Consider the following 22,503-nt stretch of genomic DNA (forward strand, 5'->3'; position numbering starts at 1 on the left):
AAATGGCTTTAGGGGATATTCCTTTTTTGCAGTACCTCGGTAATGCTGTTGATATTCTCGTTGTTTGGTATGTGATATATAAATTAATGATGGTCATCCGCGGAACAAAAGCGGTTCAGCTTTTAAAGGGAATTGTGGTCATTGTTCTCGTCAGGATGGGAAGTGCGTATCTCGGTCTTAACACACTTCAATGGCTGATGGATCAAGCGATTACGTGGGGATTCCTTGCGATCATTATTATTTTTCAGCCAGAGCTAAGGAGAGCGCTTGAGCAGCTTGGGCGCGGCCGTTTCTTCTCAAGAAGCGGGACACCTGTAGAGGAACAGCAGCAGAAAACGATCGAGGCAATTACAAAAGCAATTAACTATATGGCAAAACGTAGAATCGGCGCGCTGCTGACAATAGAGCGTGATACTGGGATGAATGATTACATAGAGACTGGAATTCCTTTAAATGCAAAGGTGAGTTCAGAGCTGCTCATTAATATTTTCATTCCAAATACCCCGCTTCATGATGGTGCTGTCATTATGAAGCGTGATGAGATTGCAGCTGCGGCTTGTTATTTACCGCTGTCAGAAAGTCCTTTTATCTCAAAGGAACTTGGGACGCGTCACAGGGCGGCAGTCGGAATTAGCGAAGTGACAGACAGCTTGACCGTCATCGTTTCTGAGGAGACAGGCGGCATTTCTGTCGCAAGAAATGGTGATCTCCACCGAGAATTGACAGAAGAAGCGCTTCAAGAAATGCTGATTGCTGAATTTAGTAAGAACAGCAAAGATGCTTCCTCGACCAAATGGTATTGGAGGGGCAAGAAAAATGGATAAGATTTTGAATAATCGCTGGGCCGTAAAGCTTCTTGCATTGGTCTTCGCTTTATTGCTGTATGGTGCAGTCAATTCAGCGCAAGCGCCCACGCCGAAAAAAATCGGTGAATCCTTTTTCCCAACATCGACGACAGATGAAGCAACCCTAACAGACATTCCTGTTAAAGCGTATTATGATGACGAGAAGTACGTCGTTACTGGTGTGCCACAAACAGTCAATGTGACGATTAAAGGGTCAACGAGTGCAGTGAAAACAGCAAGACAAACAAAAAACTTTGAAATATATGCAGATATGCAGAATTTATCCACAGGTACTCATAAAGTGGAGCTGAAAGCAAGAGATGTATCAAAAGGACTCACACTATCGATCAATCCATCTGTGACGACGGTGACGATACAAGAAAAAACAACAGCAGAATTTCCTGTTGAAACTGAATTTTATAATCAAAATAAAATCAAAGATGGCTATTCGCCTGAACAACCTATTGTGAATCCAAAAAAAGTCACAGTTACAGGTTCTAAGGACGTGATCGACAAAATTTCTGTCATTAAAGCATTTGTGAACCTAGAGGATGTCGATCAGCAAATTGAAAAGGAAGCGAAACTCACTGTGTATGATAGCAGCGGGAATGAGCTGCCAGTCGAATTAAGTCCGTCTGTGGTAAATATTACAGTTCCTATCTCAAGTCCAAGCAAAAAGGTTCCGTTTAAAATAGAGAGGACTGGCAGTTTGCCGGATGGGATCAGTATCTCAAGTATTGAGACAAGCCCGAGTGAGGTCACAGTGTACGGCTCTCAAAAAGTGCTTGATTCTCTTGATTTTATTGATGGCGTCAAGCTGGACTTAAGTAAGATCAAAGATGATACGGAGATTGATGCCGATATTCCCATACCAGATGGTGTGAAAAAGGTATCGCCCGAAACGGTGAAGATCAAAGTGAAGGTTGCAACAGCGCAAGAAAAAAAGATCGATAATGTCCCAATTTCTATCGTAGGTCTGAGCAAGGATCTCACCTCTGAATTTGTGAGCCCATCTTCTGGACGGCTCACGTTAACAGCAAAAGGATCAAAGAGTGCGATTGATAAACTAAAGGCTTCAGATGTTGAAGCCTATATCAATGTCGGGGACTTGAATGAAGGAACACATGAAGTCACAGTTCAAGTGAATGGTCCTCAAAATGTGACGTGGACATTATCGAGATCAAAGGTCAAAGTGAAACTGACCTCTACTGAGACAGAAGATCAGCCAGCGTCTACAAATGATCAGAAGAAGCCATCTTCTGATGACGATGATCAGAAAGAGAAGAGTAAAGAAGAATCCACGCAAGATAAAGCAAAGAAAGAATCAAGTCAAAGACAGCGGATCAAAGAAGATAAAAAAGAGGACGAAGCGTCCTCTTGAATGGTGAAAAAGGAGCGATTGAAACATGGGCAAGTACTTTGGAACTGATGGTGTAAGGGGTGTGGCGAATAGCGAATTAACGCCAGAGCTCGCATTTAAAATTGGGAGATTTGGCGGCTATGTGCTCACGAAGGATAAAGAACGTCCAAAGGTACTCGTTGGGCGAGACACACGTGTATCCGGCCATATGCTAGAAGGAGCGCTCGTTGCTGGCTTACTTTCAATTGGGGCTGAAGTGATGCGTCTAGGTGTGATTTCAACACCTGGAGTGTCATATTTAACGAAAGCAATGGACGCAGAAGCGGGTGTCATGATCTCTGCTTCTCACAACCCAGTTCAAGACAATGGAATTAAATTCTTTGGCGGTGACGGCTTTAAGCTGTCAGATGAACAGGAGAATGAAATTGAGCAGCTGATGGATCAGCCGGTCGATCAATTGCCACGTCCAGTTGGAGCGGATCTTGGAACAGTAAATGACTACTTTGAAGGCGGCCAGAAATACTTGCAATTCTTGAAGCAGACAGCAGATGAGGATTTCACAGGTATTCATGTGGCACTTGACTGTGCACACGGCGCAACCTCTTCTCTAGCGACACATTTATTTGCGGATTTAGATGCGGATGTATCCACAATGGGAACATCACCAAACGGATTGAATATCAATGATGGTGTAGGCTCAACTCATCCAGAGGCGCTTTCTGTTTTTGTAAAGGAGAAGGGTGCAGATATTGGTCTTGCGTTTGATGGTGACGGTGACCGTCTGATTGCTGTCGATGAAAAAGGTGATATTGTAGACGGCGATCAAATTATGTACATATGTGCACGTTATTTGAAGGGCGAAGGCCGATTAAAGGATAACACTGTCGTATCCACGGTCATGAGTAACCTAGGTTTTTATAAAGCGCTCGAAAAACAAGGCATTAAGAGCATCCAAACAGCTGTTGGTGACCGCTATGTGGTTGAAGCGATGAAAAAGGATGGATATAATGTCGGCGGTGAGCAGTCAGGCCACTTGATTTTCCTTGATTACAATACGACAGGTGATGGCATGCTTTCTGCAATTATGCTTGTCAACACACTCAAAGCAACAGGGAAAACATTGTCAGAGCTTGCAGCTGAAATGGAGAAATTCCCGCAGCTTCTAGTGAATGTGAAAGTGTCTGATAAATATAAAGTAGAAGAAAATGAAAAAGTAAAAGCAGTCATTCAAGAGGTTGAAAAAGAGATGAACGGTGACGGCCGTATTCTTGTTCGTCCATCTGGAACAGAGCCACTTGTACGTGTCATGGCAGAGGCGAAAACAAAAGAGCTATGTGATGAATATGTGACTCGAATTACCGCTGTTGTGAAAGAGGAAATGGGTATTGAGTAATAGATGAAGGCAAACCGCTGGCAGCGGTTTGCTTTTTTTCGAATAAACGACATAATTGGATGGATCTATACGAATGATATAAGCGAGGGCAACTTGAAACTGACTTCATACATAGGAGAGCACATCAAAGGTAGAACGTGACAAGCCTCATCGCATATAGTGTATGGAGGTCTTACTTTCTTGAAAGGGATCACCCGCTACATTGTGATTGACGGAGGTCAGACCTTATAGTACAATCATCCTTGTGTTACTGGATTTTTATTCTATCAGGAAAGGCAGGGTAGATGTTCGTTCAGCAACTCTCTTATAATTATAGCGCCCGAACTAAGCGATCGGACGAAAGATGCTTAGTTGACGAGGATGGAGGTTATCGAAATTTCGGCGGATGCCTCCCGGCTGATCAAAAAGAGATCACAGCCGTAAGTGTTTCTTTAAAGCAAAGAGGTGACTCTTTGTACAAAGGGAATACACATGATCTCCCAAATTAAACATGTAGAGAGGGACGAAGAAATGTCCCTTCTATTGTAGTAGGCTTTCTTTGTCCCTTTCACATGATCGAGAGGAAGAATATTTATGTGTGGAATCGTAGGTTATATTGGTCAGAATGATGCGAAGGAAATCTTATTAAAAGGTTTAGAGAAGCTTGAGTACCGTGGGTATGACTCAGCAGGTATCGCTGTGGCAAACGAAGAAGGCGTGCATGTGTTCAAAGAAAAAGGACGTATCGCTGAGCTTCGTGAAGTTGTTGATGCAAACGTAGCATCTTCAGCTGGAATCGGACATACACGCTGGGCAACACACGGTGTACCAAGCCATCTAAATGCGCATCCGCATCAAAGTGCTTCTGGCCGTTTTACGCTTGTTCATAACGGTGTCATCGAGAACTATGTACAATTGACACGCGAATATTTACAAGACGTCACACTAAAAAGCGACACAGATACAGAGGTTGTTGTTCAAGTCATCGAACAATTTGTCAGCAGAGGTCTTGATACAGAGGAAGCTTTCCGTCAAACGCTTCTTCAACTAAAAGGCTCTTACGCAATTGCTCTTTTCGATAACGAAAACAAAGAAACAATCTATGTGGCGAAAAACAAAAGCCCATTATTGGTTGGTTTCGGAGAAGATTTCAACGTTGTAGCTTCTGACGCAATGGCGATGCTTCAAGTAACAAACGAATATGCGGAATTAATGGATAAAGAAATGGTCATTGTCACAAAAGACGAGGTTATTATTAAAAACCTTGACGGTGATATCATGACACGTCCTTCTTATATCGCTGAGCTAGATGCAAGCGACATCGAGAAAGGCACATATCCTCACTACATGTTAAAAGAAACGGATGAGCAGCCGCTTGTTATGCGCAAAATCATCCAAGAATATCAAGACGAAAACGGCAAACTGTCAGTCGCTGGCGATATCGCAAGCGCAGTAGCAGAAGCAGACCGCATTTACATCGTGGCTTGTGGAACGAGCTACCATGCAGGACTTGTTGGTAAACAATATATTGAAGACTGGGCAAAAGTACCTGTAGAAGTCCATGTAGCAAGTGAATTCTCTTACAACATGCCGCTTCTATCGAAAAAGCCGTTGTTCATCTTCCTTTCTCAATCTGGGGAGACTGCGGACAGCCGTGCTGTACTTGTTCAAGTCAAAGAGCTTGGTCATAAAGCATTAACAATCACAAACGTACCAGGATCTACGCTTTCTCGTGAAGCGGACTTCACATTGCTTCTTCATGCAGGGCCAGAAATCGCAGTGGCTTCAACAAAAGCTTACACAGCGCAAATCGCTGTTCTTGCGATCCTTGCATCTGTTGCAGCTGAATTAAATGGTCAATCTCTTGACTTCGACCTTGTGAAAGAGCTTGGAATTGTAGCAAACGCAATGGAAGCCCTTGTGGATCAAAAGGATGAAATGGAACAAATCGCTCGTGACTTCTTCACAGTGACACGTAACGCATTCTTTATCGGAAGAGGACTTGACTACTATGTGTGCCTTGAAGGTTCACTCAAACTAAAAGAGATCTCTTACATCCAAGCAGAAGGCTTTGCTGGAGGAGAACTCAAACACGGCACGATTGCTTTAATTGAAGAAGGCACACCGGTCATTGCCCTTGCAACACAAGAGCACGTGAACCTCAGCATTCGCGGTAACGTCAAAGAAGTCGTTGCACGTGGTGCAAACCCATGTGTCATCTCACTAAAAGGCCTAGAAGACGAAGGCGACCGTTTCGTCCTTCCAGCTGTACATCCAGCACTTGCACCACTTGCATCTGTTGTTCCATTACAGCTAATCGCTTACTACGCAGCCCTTCACCGCGGGTGTGATGTAGATAAACCACGTAACCTTGCGAAGAGTGTGACGGTGGAGTAGGGATTAAATAAAATCGGATTTTTGATACCCCTTTAGATATAATTGTCTATAGGGGTATTTTTTGTGTCTAAAGAGCTAAATAAAATGAAAGATAGATTCGATAAGATCGTTTATTTTCAAGGGAGCGGGATCATGATGAGTGATTATTTAAAACAAGAAAAACGGGGAATTATTTTTTTCTTCATCGTTTATATCGCATTGTTTATAAGCTCTTATTTGTTGATTGGCGGTCCTGCTACCGTCGAAGGACCGATTTGTGTATTTCTAGGATTCTGTTTGGTTCAATTTCATAAATATAGATCTTTCAAAAAAGATGCAGGTAATAAAAAGAGAATAGGCATACTAAGAGAGCAGCATATAGAGAAGGCCATACAGCTTGAATATTTTAAAAAGAAAGAGAGAACAACACATGACCAAACAAAAACTTTACACAATGAGTTTCGCAAAAGTATATCCGCTCTATTTCGCAAAGGTAGAGAGAAAGGGAAAAACGAAAGCTGAAGTCGATACGATTATTTGTTGGTTAACAGGGTACAGTCCAGAAGAGTTGCTGGAACAGATAGATAAACAGATAGACATTGAAACCTTCTTTGCCGAAGCTCCTGAGCTTCATCCTTCCCGTAGTTTAATCAAAGGAGTCATCTGTGGTGTACGGGTAGAGGACATTGAGGAAGAAACCATGAAAAACATTCGGTATCTAGATAAGTTGATTGATGAGTTAGCCAAGGGAAAGAAAATGGAAAAGATTTTGCGAGATTCGTCATGAACATCACAAGCAGGCCTAGTGAATAACCTTCACTGGGCTTTTTTATATTTATAGACCATTCGATCGATAAAAATAAAATCTGTTTGAACGAATCCTCTCTTCATGTCGTCAAAAGAAGTGATATCAAAACAAATTGGCGTTTGAAAAGGGAGTGGCGTGGATGGATATGAAGATGATTTTACCTCTTATTTTGCTGCAAGCGATTTTGATGGTGATTGGTTTGTTTGATTTGTTGAAAAGAGACCCATCGAGAATCAGAGGAGAGGTGAAGTGGGTTTGGGCTTTGGTGATTGTGTTTGTGGCGAGTGCCGGTCCTATTGCGTATTTCATTTTTGGTCGTAAACAATCTTAGTAGGGGGGATTCGCTTGAATATGTTGGAGTGTCACGGGCTGACGAAATCGTATGGACGGCATGAAGTGTTAAAAGATGTCTCGTTTTCTGTTGGGGAGGTTGGATGTGTTGGCTTTTTAGGAGCCAATGGAGCGGGGAAGACAACGACGATTCGGATTCTGACGGGGCTTGCTCGTCCTACGTCAGGTGTCGTAAAGGTGGCAGGTATGGATGTGACAAAGGAAATGGATGACATTAGTCATGTGATCGGCTATTGTCCGCAGCATCCTGCATTTTATCAGGATATGACGGGGCAGGAGTGGATGCATTGGGTTGGCGGATTATTTCATTTAGAGAAAAACATTATTCGATCCAAAACAGAGGAGCTATTGAAGCTTTGCCGTGTGTATGAGGCGAAGGATCGTGCCATTGGCAGCTATAGTGGAGGCATGAAGCAGAGGCTTGCCATTGCACAGGCGCTTATCAATAGCCCGAAAATTCTTATTCTAGATGAACCTGTGTCGGCACTTGATCCTATGGGGAGAAAAGACGTCCTGACTTTGATTGAGCGTCTAAAGCATGAGATGCTGATCTTTATGTCGACCCATATTTTAGATGACATTGAACGTGTGGCGAATCATATTATCATGATCAACAGCGGCAAAATTGAGATGTCCTCTTCGATGAAACAGATCAAAGAAGACTATATCCAGCCAGTGATTGAATTTCAATTAGAACAACAGAATACGAAACTAATGGCTTTGTTAAAAGAGCGGGATTGGATGGAGGAATGCATTGAGACAGGGGTCAGTTATCAGGTGCGAGTGAACAATCAACAAAGGGCATTGAAGGAGTTGCCTCGTCTGATCACTGAATCTGGCGGTGTTCTCCTCCATTATCGCCTATCTAAGCTGACGCTTGAAGATATTTTCATGAAGGTTGTGAGTGCATGATGATGTTGAAAAAGGAATTTAGGGAGTTATTTACTAGCTATAAAGTGTTGTTTGTGCCAATTATTTTTACGATTTTAATGATCACACAGCCTATTACACTCAAAATGCTGCCAGATCTTTTGTCGAAATCAGCTAATTTACCTGAAGGATCTACATTTTATATACCAGAGCCTAGTGCAGGAGAGGCTTTGGCGAGTGCATTGAGTAAATTTGATTCGCTAGGCGTGTTTATCCTGATTATGATCGTGATGGGGACGATCGCTGGAGAGCGTGCCTCTGGAGTGACGGCGATGATTATGGTGAAACCGATCAGTCGAATGAGTTATTATGTTTCGAAAATATGTGCCTATGCCTGTTTGACATTATTTAGTTTGGTGGTGGCGGTGCTTGCCTCCGTTTACTATGTGGATATTCAATTTGGGCATGTGGATTGGGTCAATGTCGTAAAAGGAACACTTCTTTATTATCCCAATTTATTGCTGATTGTCGTGTCGACCATTTGTGCTTCGGCATTCTTCACACGTTCCGTCACAGCTGGCGGTGTATCGCTTTTGATCAACCTTATTTTATTTACCGTTCCTTCATTTTATGAGGATACATTAGGGAAGTTTGCACCGAAAGGCGTAACAAGTGCGGCTGAGGAGATGATTCATAGAGGGATTTATTCGGAACAGGCGCTTACAAGCTTTCTAGGTGTATCGGTATTGATTGGTTTCTTTTTTCTCATTGGATGGTTTCTTTTTAGAAGACAAGAATTATAGGTTGCCATTGCGATTGTTTCTTCAGGTTTACTATGAGCATAAAACTCTGAATACGGTAGATAGTTTGATATGATGGATAAAAAATGACTGTATTTTCAGAAAAGGGGATTTTATTCATGAGAACATCACGTAATCCTGAGACCATTCACCCGCCAGTAGCACCCTATGCTCATCAAATAGAAACAACAGGACCACAACGGTGGTTAACCCTATCAGGTCAAGTGGGAATGGAGGTAGACGGGACAATTCCGGAGAGCCCGCTTGAGCAGCTCGAATTAGCATTAGAGAATGTGAAACGAAATGTAGAAGCGGCAGATATGGCAGTGGAGGACATCACGAAACTAGTATTTTATCTCGTAGGAGAGTTCGATGCTGAGAGCAGAAAACGAATCATGGGTCAGTTCTTGGGCGATCATCTGCCTTGTATGACGATGATTTATGTGGTGGCTTTGGCTTCACCAGCTTTAAAGGTCGAGGTGGATGCTTGGGCTTGTCGGGAGATTTAATGGGTAAAAGATTGAGTGGTTGGTTAATGCTCAATCTTTTTTGTTTTGTGAGATGTTAGGGTTTCTTGTTGAATAAATTATCTTTAACTTGAACTTCTTTATATGGTAATATCAGGGCATGCATCGAGCCGATCTTATTACATTTACATGTTATCGTAAAAAACATTCAATTAGTTAGTGAGTATCAGGGAGGAGAGCGTGTTGTTTTTATCAAATAAACGATTAAAAAGAAACGCCATTTTTTTCGCAGGTGTGGGGGCTGTTTTGCTCATTCTTATGATGCTGAAATGGCTGCCGATTTCTGCAGACTGGGAGTTGCCGTTGATTTTTTTCGGGTTAGGGATTTTGTTTTATTTGAAACGTGTGATAAGGAAAGAAGAAGAAAATCATCATTCATAATTCATCAGTAAGATACCTAGAATGTATATTCTAGGTTTTTTTATTAAATTTACCTTAAAACACATCTTTCCACATGGGTATACAAACCATTTTTTAAAAAGTGTGGTAGGATAAATATGCTTTTATATTTTCCGAAGGAGCTGTCGTGTTGAAGGGATCTAGGGTTGAGTTAATTGATAGTTTGCGTGGTTTTAGTTTATTAGGTATTTTGATTGTGAATATGCTTAATTTTCAATATGATTATGATTTTGAGAAAATGTTTGATTCGAGCTTTTGGGGGCAGGAATTTGGCGTTTATGTAACGGAAATTTTGTTCCAGGGGTCGTTTTATCCGATTTTCTCCTTTTTGTTTGGGTATTCTTTTATCAAGCTGATTGAATCTACAAAAGCTAGGGGGCTCAATACGAATGCCATTGTCGTTCGCCGAGGCTTTGGTCTGATTGTGCTTGGAATGCTGCATTATATCTTTATTTGGAATGGCGACATTCTTCTTTATTATGGAGCATGTACGTTTTTCTTGATGATGTTTTTGAGTAGCCGGATCAAAACAATGCTGATTTGGTCGGGTGTGTTAGGGGCGTTGTCTTTAGTTATTGTGCCCTACATGATGAAACTTGTGTATGGGACTGATGAATTATTAACTGATGTGTATGCGAAAGGTGCTTATGGGGATATTTTGCTCAGCCGGATTACGGTTGAAGACGATATGTTGATTGTGACCATTATTCTGGCGATCGTGAGCATTACGCTTATGCCAATATTAGGTTTTCTTTTCGGTACGATCTCGGTTGGTCCGTTTGCACTGCTTGGTATGGCGGTTGGGAAACGAGGACATCTCACAGAAGAAGATCGAGGTATGGCTTATCGTAAAGGCTGGGTGTGGGTGATTGTGATCGGACTTGCGCTAAAATGTGCGACGTTTATTGATGCGCCTTGGAGTGATTTAGTGATTACGCTTGGTGCTTATGTGCTGGCGATCGGATATATTCAAGCTTTTATTGTGTTCTACTATTCGAAGGCAGCTCAAGGTCTCAAACGTTTGCTTGCAGGACTTGTCCGTTTGTCCCTATCAAATTATTTGGCGCAGTCGATCATTTGTACAACGATTTTCTATTCTTATGGACTTGGTCTATTTGGACAGATGGGGTCAATGTTTGGACTGCTACTCGCTCTCGGACTGTATACTGCACAGCTGTTCATCAGCTATCTCTATTTGAAAAAATGGAGAAGAGGTCCGGTGGAGTGGATGATGGGAAAATGGGTGTATTGGAGATAAATTTTTTTGGGAAGGCCGCATAGCTGTAGAGCTGTGCGGTTTTTTTAGTTGAGTTGCAATCAAAAAATGGTTGATTATTCTTTTAGTGTGTATATAATGTATATATAGTATATATACAATATTCCGTTCCAAACACCAGTACAGAAAAAAGAGGTTTTTATATGCAAATTACGATTTCAAACCATTCTAAGGAGCCCATCTATGAGCAAATTAAGAATCAAATCAAATCGATGATTTTAACGGGTGAGCTTGCAGAAGGCACAGCACTGCCATCTATTCGAAATCTGGCGAAGGATTTACAAATTAGCGTGATTACAACAAAGCGAGCGTATGAAGAGTTAGAGAAGGCGGGATTTATTTATTCAATTGTAGGCAAGGGATCTTTCGTTGCGGAACAAAACTTAGAAGTGATGAAAGAGAAAAAATTGAAGGTGATTGAGGAACAGCTTGGAGCGGTTGTCACAAACGGCAAGGAATTAGGCTTATCTTTTGATGAATTGCAGCAGTTATTAAAGTTCTTGTATGAGGAGTGAGATGGGTGGAGCATGTAATTGAATTCAAAGGAGTATCAAAACGGTTCAAGGACTTTTCTGTTCAGAAACTTGATTTACAGGTCAAAAAAGGCTTTGTTACTGGGTTTATTGGAGAAAATGGCGCCGGTAAGTCGACGACGATTAAAATGATCATGAATTTATTAAAACCAGATTCGGGTGAGGTTAAAATTTTCGGATTGAATTATCGCACCCATGAAAAAGAGATTAAGGAACGAATCGGCTTTGTTTACGATGCCAACGTTTTTTTCCCAGGTTTGAATTTAAAAGACATCAAACGAATTGTGGCACCTGCCTATAAACGCTGGGATGACCAGCTTTTTGATCAATATATTGAACAGTTTGGTCTGCCGCTGAATAAAGCGATCAAAACATTTTCAAAAGGGATGCAGATGAAGGCGTCACTTGCGATTGCACTGTCTCATCATGCTGAGCTGATTATCATGGATGAACCAACTGCTGGGTTGGATCCGGTCTTTAGAAGAGAGCTACTCGGCACGTTACAAGAATTGATGATTGATGGAAATCGAACGATCTTTTTTTCGACGCATGTGACGACTGATTTAGACCGGATCGCGGATTATATTGCGTTTATACAAAATGGAAGATTGGTCTTTCAACAGTCGATTCACGAGGTAGCGGAGAATTATGCGCTGGTGAAGGGGAGCCTAGATTTGTTGGATCGAGACACAGAAAAGTCATTTATCCATATTCAGCGCACGGCAGCCGGGTTTGAAGCATTAACTGATCGGATTGATGAGGTGAAACTTATTTTTGGGGATGCTGTTGTGATTGAACCAGCGTCGCTTGAGGATATCATGTTTTATTTGAAAGGCGGGGTTGCGCATGTTTCATTTAATTAAGCGTGATGTGATTTTGCAAAAGAAGCAGTTACTTATTTTTATTCCGTTTATCTTATTTTTTATTTTCATGGATGTCCATCCAGTATTGACGTTTCTAGTCGCTAGTGTCTTCATTCCATTTAACACATATGCTTATGATGAGAAGGCAGAAACGAATATTCTATTAAATTCCTTGCCCTATACACGTAAAGAAATTATCGCATCACGTTATCTTGGCGCCATTTTCTATATGAGTATTGCGATCGTGCTGACAAGTGCTGCATTATTTGTGTTTGGGAAGCTGTTTTCGCTGTCAGATATTGCGATTGGCAGCGGGTTGTTTTTATTGTTCGCAGCATGTACGTTTCCATTGTTTTATATCTTAAAGCCTGGTTATATCACAACGGCAGTGATCATTGGCTTTATCGTATTATCTGCTATGGGACCGCCTGTTGTTCTCTATTTAGCAGAGCGATTCAGTGCGATCACTGATTTTATTATGAACTTATCGATCCCTGTTTTATATACGGGGTCAGCTGTGCTGATAATGCTTTTCTACCTGCTGTCTTGGGGTCTCTCTACTGCGATTTACCAGAGGAAAGTGTTTTAGGAAAGCAATAGCCGATGTTCCTATAAATTCAAAGTTTGAGCTTAGAAGACCGTGTGAGCGGTCTTTTTTTGAAGATTTTTCTGGTTATTGATTATATCAATATAAAATAATTTGAACTTACTTTAGTGTCAGAATATTTTGTTAATAGTGTTTTTCTCAAAAAAACAATTGTTTTTTAAGGGTAGATTTATTATGATAATATACATCGAAAGATTGATGTTTCTCAATCAGAATGAATATTCTGATTTTTATTTTTTATGTTGTTTGTTGATGAGGGGGAAGAAATGTGGCTCAAAAGGAATTAAAAAGAGGGTTAAGTGCGCGCCATATTCAAATGATCGCACTCGGCGGCACGATTGGTGTTGGCTTATTTATGGGGTCAGCCAAGGCCATTCAATGGACAGGTCCATCGGTTCTTCTCGCGTACGCAGTATGTGGTATCTTTATCTTTTTTATTATGCGTGCGATGGGAGAAATGTTATACGTTGAACCGAGTACAGGTTCATTTGCTACATTCGGTCATCAATATATTCATCCGCTTGCGGGGTATATGACAGCTTGGAGTAACTGGTTCCAGTGGGTCATTGTCGGGATGTCGGAAATTATTGCCGTAGGCGCTTATATGAAATATTGGTTCCCAGAGCTGCCAGCGTGGATTCCAGGATTAATTGCGATGATTATTTTGGGAGCGGCCAATTTGATTTCGGTTAAATCGTTCGGTGAGTTCGAATTTTGGTTTGCCATGATCAAGATTGTGACGATTATTTTAATGATCATTGCAGGTCTAGGCATTATTTTCTTCGGATTTGGAAATGGCGGAACGCCTATTGGATTGTCTAATCTGTGGGCACACGGCGGATTCTTTACAGGTGGATTTACCGGATTCTTGTTTGCATTGTCGCTCGTCATTGCTGCCTATCAGGGTGTAGAGCTGATTGGGATTACAGCAGGTGAAGCGCAAAATCCAGAAAAGACGCTGACCAATGCCATCAAAAGTATCATCTGGCGTATTTTGATTTTCTATATCGGCGCGATCTTTGTCATTGTGACAGTGTACCCTTGGGATCAGCTGAATACCCTTGGCAGTCCATTTGTGGCGACGTTTGCGAAAATTGGAATTACAGCCGCCGCTGGTATTATTAACTTTGTTGTCATTACAGCAGCGATGTCCGGCTGTAATAGTGGGATTTTCAGTGCGGGACGTATGCTTTATACATTAGGTGTGAACGGGCAGGCGCCTGCTTTCTTCACCAAAATTTCGAAGAATGGTGTGCCGTATTTTGGAACATTGGCTGTGCTGATTGGTTTAGCGATAGGAGTTGTTCTCAATTACGTTGCGCCACCAAACATTTTCGTCTATGTGTATAGTGCGAGTGTACTTCCGGGTATGGTGCCATGGTTTGTGATTTTGATTAGTCATATCAGTTTTAGAAAGGCGAAGGGAGCTGCGCTTGATCAGCATCCATTCAAGATGCCACTAGCTCCGTTTTCTAATTATCTGACAATCGGTTTCTTACTGATGGTGCTTGTATTTATGCTCATTAATCAGGATACGCGTATTTCTCTGATTGTGGCAATTGGGTTCTTAATTGTAGTAGCGCTTAGCTTCTATGTCTTTGGGATCGGGAAACGGAAACCGATTGAAACAGCTTCTTCTGATCAAACGGTAAAATAACCAAAGCCTTGCGGGATGGACCGCAAGGCTTTTTTTGTTTAGAGCGAAGCTTTTACACGGTTGAAGACATCTGGAAAGTTGGTGAAAAGACCGGTGACGCCGTATTGCAGTAATCGGGTCATGTCTGCTTCGGTGTTGACCGTATATGGGTGGAGGAGGAGTCCATGGCTTCTGACCTGTTGCACGTTTTCAAGTGTCAATGCTCTAAAATTCGGTCCGACCCCCACTGCATAGGATTTGATGAAGTCGAGCTGGTCATCTGTGATGGACGTCATTTGGGTTCTGTCTAAAAGCTGTACTTTTGGAAGGTGCGGGGCTAATTTCTGTAGCTTTAGCAGGCTGTCTTGGCTAAAGGATTGAATGATGACCTGCCCTTTTCTTGTGTGTTTCCCGAGAAGATGATGTTTTTTTAGGGTCGCCAATAGCTTTTCTTCCATTTGCGGATAGATGTCTGGTTTTTTTGTTTCAATATAATAATTTTCTCGTTTGCCAAAATAGCGCAGTACTTCATCTAATGTGAGGACTCGCTGTCCGATATAGTTGGCATTTTGTCTGTCAGGATTGGCTTCGTTAAACCAAGTACCAGCATCCAGCTGTTTGATTTCAGCAAGTGTCAGGTCTTTGACCGAGCCCGTTCCGTTTGTGGTGCGGTCAACGGTTTCATCGTGCATGACGATGAGATGGCCATCCTTTGTCATTTGAAGGTCGAGTTCGAGGTAATCGGCATTCATCTTTGTGGCGAGTTTGTAAGAAGCCAGGGTATGCTCTGGTGCATACCCTGATGCTCCGCGATGTGCAACGGTTAGAATACGATCTGGAGATAAAAGATGTTCATGTGCCGATACGGTGGCCGGCACCCACGCAATAGACAGTAAAGCAAAAGAGAGCAACACGAAAGCAAGTAATCTACTTTTCTTCATATTTTATCCTCCTTTTACGGTAACTGCCTTCATCATAAGAAATAGATGTAAAGAGCATGTTGGGCGGATATGAATCTTTTATGTGATTTTCATTAAGCTTGCTCTACGCGTTTTCCTGTATTCCATGTCATCGCGAGGAAAACAATCGCAAGCACACAAGAACCAACCAGTAAAATAAATCCTCCTGTCCAGTCGTAATGATCTACGACAACGCCCATCATCGCATTGGCGAAGGCAGAGCCGCCAATATAGCCGAAAAAGCCAGTGAGTCCGGCCGCAGTGCCAGCCGCTTTTTTAGGAGCGAGGTCAATGGCTTGAAGTCCAATGAGCATGACAGGTCCGTAAATTAAAAAGCCGATGCTGATAAGGGCGATGTTATCGACCATTGGATTGCCAGCAGGGTTTAACCAGTAAACAAGCACCGCAATTAACACCCCAGCCATAAAGAGGACGCCTGCTGGTGCGCGGCGGCTTCTAAAGAATCGGTCACTAATCCACCCGCACAATAATGTGCCAGGAATGCCTGCATATTCATAAAGAAAATATGACCAGCGGGAATGCTCTGGTGAAAAGCCTTTAGCTTCTGTTAAGTAGGTCGGCGCCCAGTCTACGACACCGTAACGGACGAAGTACACAAAGACGTTGGCAATGGCGATATACCAAAGGAATTTATTGTTGAGCACATACTTAAATAAGATCTCTTTCACTGTTAATTCTTTTTCTTGATCTTCATACTGCTGTGCCGGATAGTCATTGCGATATTCCTCGATTGGCGGAAGACCAGTAGATTGCGGTGTATCTCGGACGAGAAGAATGATCACGAAGGAGACGATAATGGCAATGATGGCAGGGAAGAAGAAGATACTTTTCCATGTTGCAAACAGTACGATTCCTAAGGTGATGAGTGGTGCAAGAATTCCCCCGCCGATATTGTGAGCGACGTTCCAAATGGACATTTTCGTTCCACGTTCACTAACCGAAAACCAATGCGCCATCGTCCGTCCACATGGCGGCCACCCCATGCCTTGGAACCAGCCGTTTAAAAACATGAATAAGAACATGATCCATACACTTGACGTCACCCATGGAAATGAGACAAATAGGATATTGATAAGGGCTGATAAAAAGAGTCCGGTGGCTAAAAAATATCTTGGATTACAGCGGTCTGAGATCATCCCCATGATGAATTTACTAAAGCCATAAGCGATGGAGACAGCCGCGAGTACAAAGCCTAATTCACTTTTCGTGAACCCTTCTTCTTGTAGATATGGAATAGCAAAAGCGAAATTTTTCCGCAGCAAATAATAGCCAGCATACCCGATAAAGATGCCTAAAAAGACTTGCAGCCGCAGTTTCTTATAGGTCTCATCTGTTTTGGCATCATCGAGCCTGTCGATATGCGGAGCGGGTTTAAACCATTTGAACATAAAGATCCTCCTTTTTTCGTTGTCCAATTGACTGAAGCAAAAGTACGAGATCAGCGTTTGATCTTGTACTTTTTAAGAGACAAAAGAATTGATAACGCTTTCTTTTGTACTCCCATCATATCGGAAGGAAAAGATGTTTATGATGAGGCTTTTGTCATTATTTTGGAAAAACAGTTCATCAAGTAACGAAAAAAAATCCGCACAATGGCGGATTTTTCATTAGCTGTTATAGAGACACATTAATTTTCGCAGATTTTTTTAGTTTTTCAATTTCTTTTTGAACTTCTTTCTGCTTTTCTTGAGATTCTAGCTGTTTTTTAATTTGTGATTTAACCTCTTTGTACTCTGGTGCTTTTTGCTTTTGTTTTTTCATTTCATCAGCGTATTGATCATAGTACGTTTTGACATCCTTTTCAGAGACGGATGCTGATTTGATTTCTTTGTCGACATACTGGCTGTATTTGATGCTGTCGGCAATGTCACTTTTCAGCTGATCCATGGTGAGTCCGCTTTTCTTAAGGGCTTCTTCAAATTGAGCGTTGTCTTTAAATTGTTTCTTTTCTTCTTTTAACTGTTTATCTACCTCTTTGTCAGAGGCTTTGATGCCCTTCTTCTCAGCATCTTGCAGGATGAGCTCTTGACCTACGAGCGCATCAATGGTTTGTTTCTTAACTGCTTTTGCGCCTTCTTTAGATGTTGGGTCTTGCCCAGATTGCTGAAGCTGTCCTTGAATGGTTGATAAAGCGCTATTATATTCATTACCTGTGATTTTGTCTTGGTTGACGGTCGCAACGACCTTTTGATCATCGATTTTTTGTGCGTCTAATTTCTTTTGCATCTCTTCCATTTGCTTTTGCTGTTCTTTTTGGTCAGCCTGTGTAGTTTCCTTGTTTTTGGCTGAATCGTTTTGCTTATCTTGTTGGGCATCGTTTGACGAGCAGGCTGCAAGTCCAACAGATAACAAACAAGCGATGAGTGTGTATGATACCTTTTTCATCATTTTCTCTCCCTTCGGTATGAGAACATCTAGTGCGCATTCTAACCGTTTTTTAGGAAAAATAAAACCGTACAGACAATTTGTTAGCGGATTGACATGTTTTTTATCTGTTTGTCCTCATTTTGTCTTCTCATAGTCATCTCATGACAAACTCAATTGTGCCATTGCTTCGTCGATATCGGTGATTGGCTGGCGGCAGCTGTAGTTTTCACAAATATACACGGTGGTTTTGCCATCGATTGTTTTGTAATCTTTTGTAAAGGGCGCGAGTTTTGCTAATTCCTGGCCTGTTTCGGCAGTCAATATGATATCAAATGGCATGAAGCGTTTTTGAAGCGCCTGTAAAAGCTGTTCTTTTTGAGGGTCGCCATTTTTTCCGAGAATGATGATTTCTCTTTTCGTTGCATATTGAGCGAGAAGCCCTTGCAGAAATGCTGTATGACCGCTTGGATAGGAAGAAACATCGACATAAAAGGCTTGGAACATCTGCTCTAATGTGTCCAGCCAATCCTGACGTCCGGTCAGTCTGCTTAGTATGAGAAGGTGCTTGAGTGCGGTGCTGTTGCCAGAAGGCATGGCACCGTCGTACACTTCTTTTTCTCGAACGATGAGCGCTTCCGCATCTGATCCTGAGAAGAAAAAGCCCCCTTTTTCCTTGTCCCAAAACAGTTCAAACATGTTCTCGGCAATGGCTGTTGCCTTTTCCAGCCATGCTAATTCAAAGGTCGCTTCGTATAAAGACATATACGCTTTTAGCATATGCGCATAATCCTCGATAAAGCCGAGATGCTTGACGTCACCTTCTCTATATCGGACCATGAGACGATCATGTTGGACGAGGTGTGTTTCTAGAAAAGAGATCGCCTGTTTTGCCATACGGATGGCTTCCTCTGCATCAAAGACCCTTCCTGTTTTGGCGAGCGCAGAGATCATGAGCGCATTCCATGATGTGAGCACTTTGTCATCGACAAGTGGCGCGGGTCGCTGCTGTCTGACAGATTGTAAAATGTATCGGGCTTCTTGCAGCTTAGACTGGAGCGTTTGGTCATCAATTGAAAAAGAGGCCTTGATGTCATCAAAAGAGGTGGAAATGGTATGAGGGATGTTCTCCCCTTCAAAGTTCCCCTCATCTGTGATGTGGTAGACAGCGCAGAATAATGCGCCGAGGTCCTCGCCTAAATGAGTCATGATTTCATCTTTTGACCAGACATAAAATTGTCCTTCTTTCCCCTCAGAATCTGCATCTATCGCTGAATAAAAAGAGCCATCCGGATTCATCATATCTCTTTTGATAAAGTGAATTAGGCGGTGGACAAGCTTTTCATATGTAGGTTGTTGAGTGAGCTGATACGCTTCTGTGTAAGCCTCCATGAGCAAGGCGTTATCATACAGCATCTTTTCAAAATGCGGCACAAGCCATTTTTCGTCTGTTGAATAACGAGAAAAACCTGAACCGACATGGTCGTATATACCGCCATTTGCGATTCCATCTAACGTTTTCGTGACTGCATATAGCGCATTTTCCTGCCCAGTCCATTCGTAATAGCGCATCAAGAATGAAAGCATATGAGGTGCCGGGAATTTTGGCGCAGTGCCGAACCCGCCGTGCAGCGTATCAAAACTGCTCATGAGCTGATAATAGGCTTTGTGGATCGTCTCTTGGGTGAGCGTATTCTCTGTCTGCCCTGCTGCTTTGATCCGCAGATTATTTGTCGCCTTCTCTGCCAATGATTCGATATGATCGCGATCGTTGTGATATGCGTCTAGCAGTTGTGTCAGAGCTTCGATAAAGCCAGGGCGTCCGTAAGCACTTCTTTTTGGAAAATACGTCCCCGCATAAAAAGGCTTTTGATCAGGCGTGACAAACACGTTGAGCGGCCAGCCGCCTTGCCCCGTCATCATCTGACAAACAGACATATACATCGAATCGATATCTGGACGCTCCTCACGATCGACTTTGATTGAAATGAAATGCTCATTTAAGATGTCAGCAACTTGCTGATCTTCGAAGCTTTCATGTGCCATGACATGACACCAGTGGCAAGTGGCATAACCGATGCTGACAAGCACTGGCTTATTTTCACGTTTGGCTTTGTCAAATGCTTCTTGCCCCCACGGATACCAGTGTACTGGGTTGTGGGCGTGTTGAAGGAGGTATGGTGATTTTTCCGTGATGAGTGGGTTGGGTGTTTGGTTATTTGACATGAGTCACCTGCTTTTCCATAATTAGTTTAATTTCATCTTAAATTTCTTAAGGAGTAGAGACTAAGTCAGAATTTGAGTGTATCATTTTGTTAAAATATAGGTTGCTATTTTAGAATGTGGGGAGTTCTGATGTCTAAAAAAATAATGAGCCATTTATCATTACTATGCTTTGTAATAGGTGTTCTACTTTGGGTCCCTAATTGGATATTTGGATATGGAAGCGGAATCTGGTTAATGAATTATGTCTTAGGTCCAGTTGGTATTATATTAAGTATTTATGGTAGAAATTATCTTTATACGTTTTTAAACTTGCTCACTACATTTAGTTTCTTTATATTCATGTTTCTTGGATATCTCTGATTGAGACATGCCGTATATTCGCTTATCTAATACAAAATAATGAGAACGAACGGAGAGATAAAATGGACTATGATTATAAGAAAAAGGAAAAGAAAAACGGTAATTGTGTTATTTCTGTTAGAGATAGATGGGAGAATTCAATAATTGAATTTGAAAAAAAGCAACATCATATTGATATAGTGGTTAATTACCGTAATGATAAGACAACGAAGTATTCAATACCAATAGAGATTTTTGAAAAAGTTTACGAAGATCTGCAAAGAGGTAATTGAGGGAATTTTGGTTCCTTCGACTACCTGTTACATTTATATTCGCTTTTCTATTCATAACTTCAATTGATCTTTGTTAGGCTTCTACAATCTCTTATAGCACAACATTTTGATGTAATTTGTCAATTCTCCTCTACTTCTTCACTAAAACATATTGTAGGTGTTCTAATTCAAACATATCAATCAGTTCATCAATGTCTTTAAAAACGATATGGTTCCCAAATCGTTTTTTGCTTAGGTCAATTTCTATATCCAATTGATCATCCTTTTCTTTCGTTTCGAGTTCATTTAGACAAGAATAGATTTCGATGGTTTCTCCTGTTGACAGCTCTTTTTCAATGAATTGAAAAAGTGCACGAAGAGAATGAATGATGTCCAATTCATAAACAAAAGGATGTGTGAATTTGTTTCTTACCGTTTCATAGAAAGGATCTAAATAATCAATGTGAATGCCTTCGAAATCCTCTTCTGTTTCGAATACTTCTATCAAAGGATCTTCTTTTTGATAGGTTTTGTGCTTTTTTTGTTTTTGATCAAACAATTTGATATTGAGTTCAGAGAGTGGTTTATAGGTAGGATTTTGACCAATGGTCCCAAGCGGCAGTTCTTTGTTTGATCCAATATAATGCTGTAAAGTCATAGGTTGCCCTCTTTTCTTCAATGATTTCTCATTCGTTGATTATTTACTTTTTATCAATAAATGGTGGAATGTGCAATTCTTTTCACATACGTTTTCTACAAAAGAAAAGGGCAAGTCGTTTGACTAAATACCGCTTAGGGTATACTATCTGTCATAGAAAGGAGTGCTTATTCATGGAATATAATCAGCAGATGAAGAACCGTCTTCGCCGGATTGAGGGGCAGATTAAAGGAGTTCTTGCGATGATGGAGCAAGGCAAGGATTGCCGCGAGGTAGTCACGCAGCTATCTGCATCACGTAATGCCATAGATCGGGCAATGGGTGTGATTGTGAGTACAAATCTTGAGCAATGTGTTCGTGAAAGTCTTGAACAAGGCAAGGATACGGAAGGTCTTGTGAAAGAGGCAGTTGAGCTATTGGTGAAAAGCCGGTAAGAAATTCCTCAGCCTTTGGAGGTTGACGGATTTTTTTACTTGATGTAATATACCCTTACCGGTATATGTATATATTTTTTGATTTATATATACCCCCATAGGTAATTGTTGGAGGAGGAGCAGAATGGAAGAACAGAAAAAACGCACGACGATTGTGTTATTTAGTGGAGATTATGATAAAGCGATGGCAGCTTACATTATTGCCAATGGTGCAGCAGCCTATGATCACGAGGTGACCATTTTCCATACATTTTGGGGGTTGAATGCCTTGCGTAAGGATGAAATGGTACCGATGAAAAAAGGATTTTTAGAAAAAATGTTCGGCAAGATGATGCCGCGCGGGGCTGATCGCATGGGGATTTCCAAGATGAATTTTGCAGGAATGGGGCCGAAAATGATCAAGCATGTAATCAAAAAGCACAATGCCATGACCTTGCCGCAGCTCATTGAGATGGCGAAGGAGCAGGATATTAACCTCGTGGCATGTACAATGACGATGGATCTTTTAGGGCTGCAGGAGAAAGAATTATTGGATGACATTCAATATGCTGGTGTAGCGGCATATTTAGCAGAGGCTGAAATCGGACGTGTGAATTTATTTATCTAG

At 41.7% G+C, this 22,503-nt stretch carries 23 protein-coding genes and 1 pseudogene; 18 read left to right on the plus strand and 6 right to left on the minus strand.

Going from position 1 to position 22,503, the window contains the following annotated elements; translation table 11 throughout:
• Window positions 1–2 precede the first annotated feature (2 nt).
• The 15 genes from cdaA to GPS65_RS04985 all read left to right on the plus strand — a co-directional run bounded on the left by cdaA (window position 3) and on the right by GPS65_RS04985 (window position 14,644).
• Window positions 3–824: a diadenylate cyclase CdaA gene (gene cdaA / locus GPS65_RS04915; protein WP_012008741.1), complete on the plus strand. Its 822-nt coding sequence runs from the start codon at window positions 3–5 to the stop codon at window positions 822–824.
• Window positions 817–2,226: a CdaR family protein gene (locus tag GPS65_RS04920; RefSeq protein ID WP_012008742.1), complete on the plus strand. Its 1,410-nt coding sequence runs from the start codon at window positions 817–819 to the stop codon at window positions 2,224–2,226. Before cdaA ends, GPS65_RS04920 begins: the two co-directional genes overlap by 8 nt.
• Before the next feature lie 25 nt (window positions 2,227–2,251).
• A complete protein-coding gene (gene glmM, locus GPS65_RS04925) occupies window positions 2,252–3,598 on the plus strand; it encodes a phosphoglucosamine mutase (RefSeq protein ID WP_012008743.1) in 1,347 nt (448 codons plus the stop codon).
• A 573-nt stretch (window positions 3,599–4,171) separates the two neighbouring features.
• Window positions 4,172–5,974, plus strand: coding sequence for a glutamine--fructose-6-phosphate transaminase (isomerizing) (glmS, locus tag GPS65_RS04930; protein ID WP_003216893.1), 1,803 nt, complete (start codon window positions 4,172–4,174; stop codon window positions 5,972–5,974).
• A gap of 409 nt (window positions 5,975–6,383) precedes the next feature.
• Window positions 6,384–6,740: a DUF2200 domain-containing protein gene (locus GPS65_RS04935; RefSeq protein ID WP_144482187.1), complete on the plus strand. Its 357-nt coding sequence runs from the start codon at window positions 6,384–6,386 to the stop codon at window positions 6,738–6,740.
• Window positions 6,741–6,900: 160 nt separating this feature from the next.
• Window positions 6,901–7,092, plus strand: a complete 192-nt coding sequence (locus GPS65_RS04940; RefSeq protein WP_003217265.1) for a PLD nuclease N-terminal domain-containing protein — start codon at window positions 6,901–6,903, stop codon at window positions 7,090–7,092.
• Window positions 7,093–7,106: 14 nt separating this feature from the next.
• Entirely contained in the window at window positions 7,107–8,024 is a 918-nt protein-coding gene (locus GPS65_RS04945; protein ID WP_119124334.1) for an ABC transporter ATP-binding protein, read from the plus strand.
• A complete protein-coding gene (locus GPS65_RS04950; RefSeq protein ID WP_119124335.1) occupies window positions 8,021–8,785 on the plus strand; it encodes an ABC transporter permease in 765 nt (254 codons plus the stop codon). Before GPS65_RS04945 ends, GPS65_RS04950 begins: the two co-directional genes overlap by 4 nt.
• A gap of 116 nt (window positions 8,786–8,901) precedes the next feature.
• Window positions 8,902–9,291 carry a RidA family protein gene (locus GPS65_RS04955; protein WP_012008748.1) on the plus strand — a complete coding sequence of 130 codons (390 nt, stop codon included), beginning with the start codon at window positions 8,902–8,904 and terminating at the stop codon, window positions 9,289–9,291.
• 198 nt (window positions 9,292–9,489) lie between these two features.
• A complete protein-coding gene (locus GPS65_RS04960; RefSeq protein ID WP_238389133.1) occupies window positions 9,490–9,690 on the plus strand; it encodes a hypothetical protein in 201 nt (66 codons plus the stop codon).
• A 148-nt stretch (window positions 9,691–9,838) separates the two neighbouring features.
• Complete coding sequence (locus GPS65_RS04965) at window positions 9,839–10,966, plus strand: DUF418 domain-containing protein (protein WP_161985355.1); 1,128 nt, start codon at window positions 9,839–9,841, stop codon at window positions 10,964–10,966.
• A gap of 161 nt (window positions 10,967–11,127) precedes the next feature.
• On the plus strand, window positions 11,128–11,499 hold the full coding sequence (locus GPS65_RS04970) for a GntR family transcriptional regulator (protein ID WP_119124338.1): 372 nt from the start codon (window positions 11,128–11,130) through the stop codon (window positions 11,497–11,499).
• A gap of 5 nt (window positions 11,500–11,504) precedes the next feature.
• Entirely contained in the window at window positions 11,505–12,380 is an 876-nt protein-coding gene (locus GPS65_RS04975; RefSeq protein WP_119124339.1) for an ABC transporter ATP-binding protein, read from the plus strand.
• Entirely contained in the window at window positions 12,364–12,969 is a 606-nt protein-coding gene (locus GPS65_RS04980) for an ABC-2 transporter permease (RefSeq protein ID WP_119124340.1), read from the plus strand. Before GPS65_RS04975 ends, GPS65_RS04980 begins: the two co-directional genes overlap by 17 nt.
• A 286-nt stretch (window positions 12,970–13,255) precedes the next feature.
• Complete coding sequence (locus tag GPS65_RS04985) at window positions 13,256–14,644, plus strand: amino acid permease (protein ID WP_144457229.1); 1,389 nt, start codon at window positions 13,256–13,258, stop codon at window positions 14,642–14,644.
• Window positions 14,645–14,682: 38 nt separating this feature from the next.
• Here the strand turns inward: GPS65_RS04985 and GPS65_RS04990 are convergent, their stop codons facing one another.
• From GPS65_RS04990 to GPS65_RS19425, 5 genes and pseudogenes are all read right to left on the minus strand, one after another.
• Complete coding sequence (locus GPS65_RS04990; protein WP_144457227.1) at window positions 14,683–15,564, minus strand: glycerophosphodiester phosphodiesterase; 882 nt, start codon at window positions 15,562–15,564, stop codon at window positions 14,683–14,685.
• Between the two features lie 92 nt (window positions 15,565–15,656).
• Window positions 15,657–16,991, minus strand: coding sequence for a glycerol-3-phosphate transporter (gene glpT, locus GPS65_RS04995; RefSeq protein WP_012008759.1), 1,335 nt, complete (start codon window positions 16,989–16,991; stop codon window positions 15,657–15,659).
• Window positions 16,992–17,217: 226 nt separating this feature from the next.
• Window positions 17,218–17,988, minus strand: coding sequence for a SurA N-terminal domain-containing protein (locus tag GPS65_RS05000; RefSeq protein WP_144468931.1), 771 nt, complete (start codon window positions 17,986–17,988; stop codon window positions 17,218–17,220).
• Window positions 17,989–18,129: 141 nt separating this feature from the next.
• A complete protein-coding gene (locus GPS65_RS19710) occupies window positions 18,130–19,617 on the minus strand; it encodes a thioredoxin domain-containing protein (RefSeq protein WP_338014801.1) in 1,488 nt (495 codons plus the stop codon).
• Window positions 19,618–19,701: 84 nt separating this feature from the next.
• Window positions 19,702–20,193, minus strand: a pseudogene (locus GPS65_RS19425) (thioredoxin domain-containing protein); the annotation flags it as partial.
• 422 nt (window positions 20,194–20,615) lie between these two features.
• Between GPS65_RS19425 and GPS65_RS05010 the strand changes: the two are divergent.
• Entirely contained in the window at window positions 20,616–20,825 is a 210-nt protein-coding gene (locus GPS65_RS05010) for a hypothetical protein (protein WP_144468929.1), read from the plus strand.
• A gap of 130 nt (window positions 20,826–20,955) precedes the next feature.
• Here GPS65_RS05010 and GPS65_RS05015 read toward each other — a convergent pair whose 3' ends face one another.
• Window positions 20,956–21,462 (minus strand): hypothetical protein, encoded by a 507-nt coding sequence (locus tag GPS65_RS05015; protein ID WP_144468928.1) that lies wholly within the window; start codon window positions 21,460–21,462, stop codon window positions 20,956–20,958.
• A gap of 173 nt (window positions 21,463–21,635) precedes the next feature.
• On the opposite strand from GPS65_RS05015, the gene GPS65_RS05020 reads away from it, so the two are divergent.
• On the plus strand, window positions 21,636–21,896 hold the full coding sequence (locus GPS65_RS05020) for a metal-sensitive transcriptional regulator (RefSeq protein ID WP_003217059.1): 261 nt from the start codon (window positions 21,636–21,638) through the stop codon (window positions 21,894–21,896).
• 124 nt (window positions 21,897–22,020) lie between these two features.
• Entirely contained in the window at window positions 22,021–22,503 is a 483-nt protein-coding gene (locus GPS65_RS05025; RefSeq protein WP_012008766.1) for a DsrE/DsrF/DrsH-like family protein, read from the plus strand.

Origin of the sequence: Bacillus pumilus, from assembly GCF_009937765.1 — a bacterium.
GTDB lineage: Bacteria > Bacillota > Bacilli > Bacillales > Bacillaceae > Bacillus > Bacillus pumilus_O.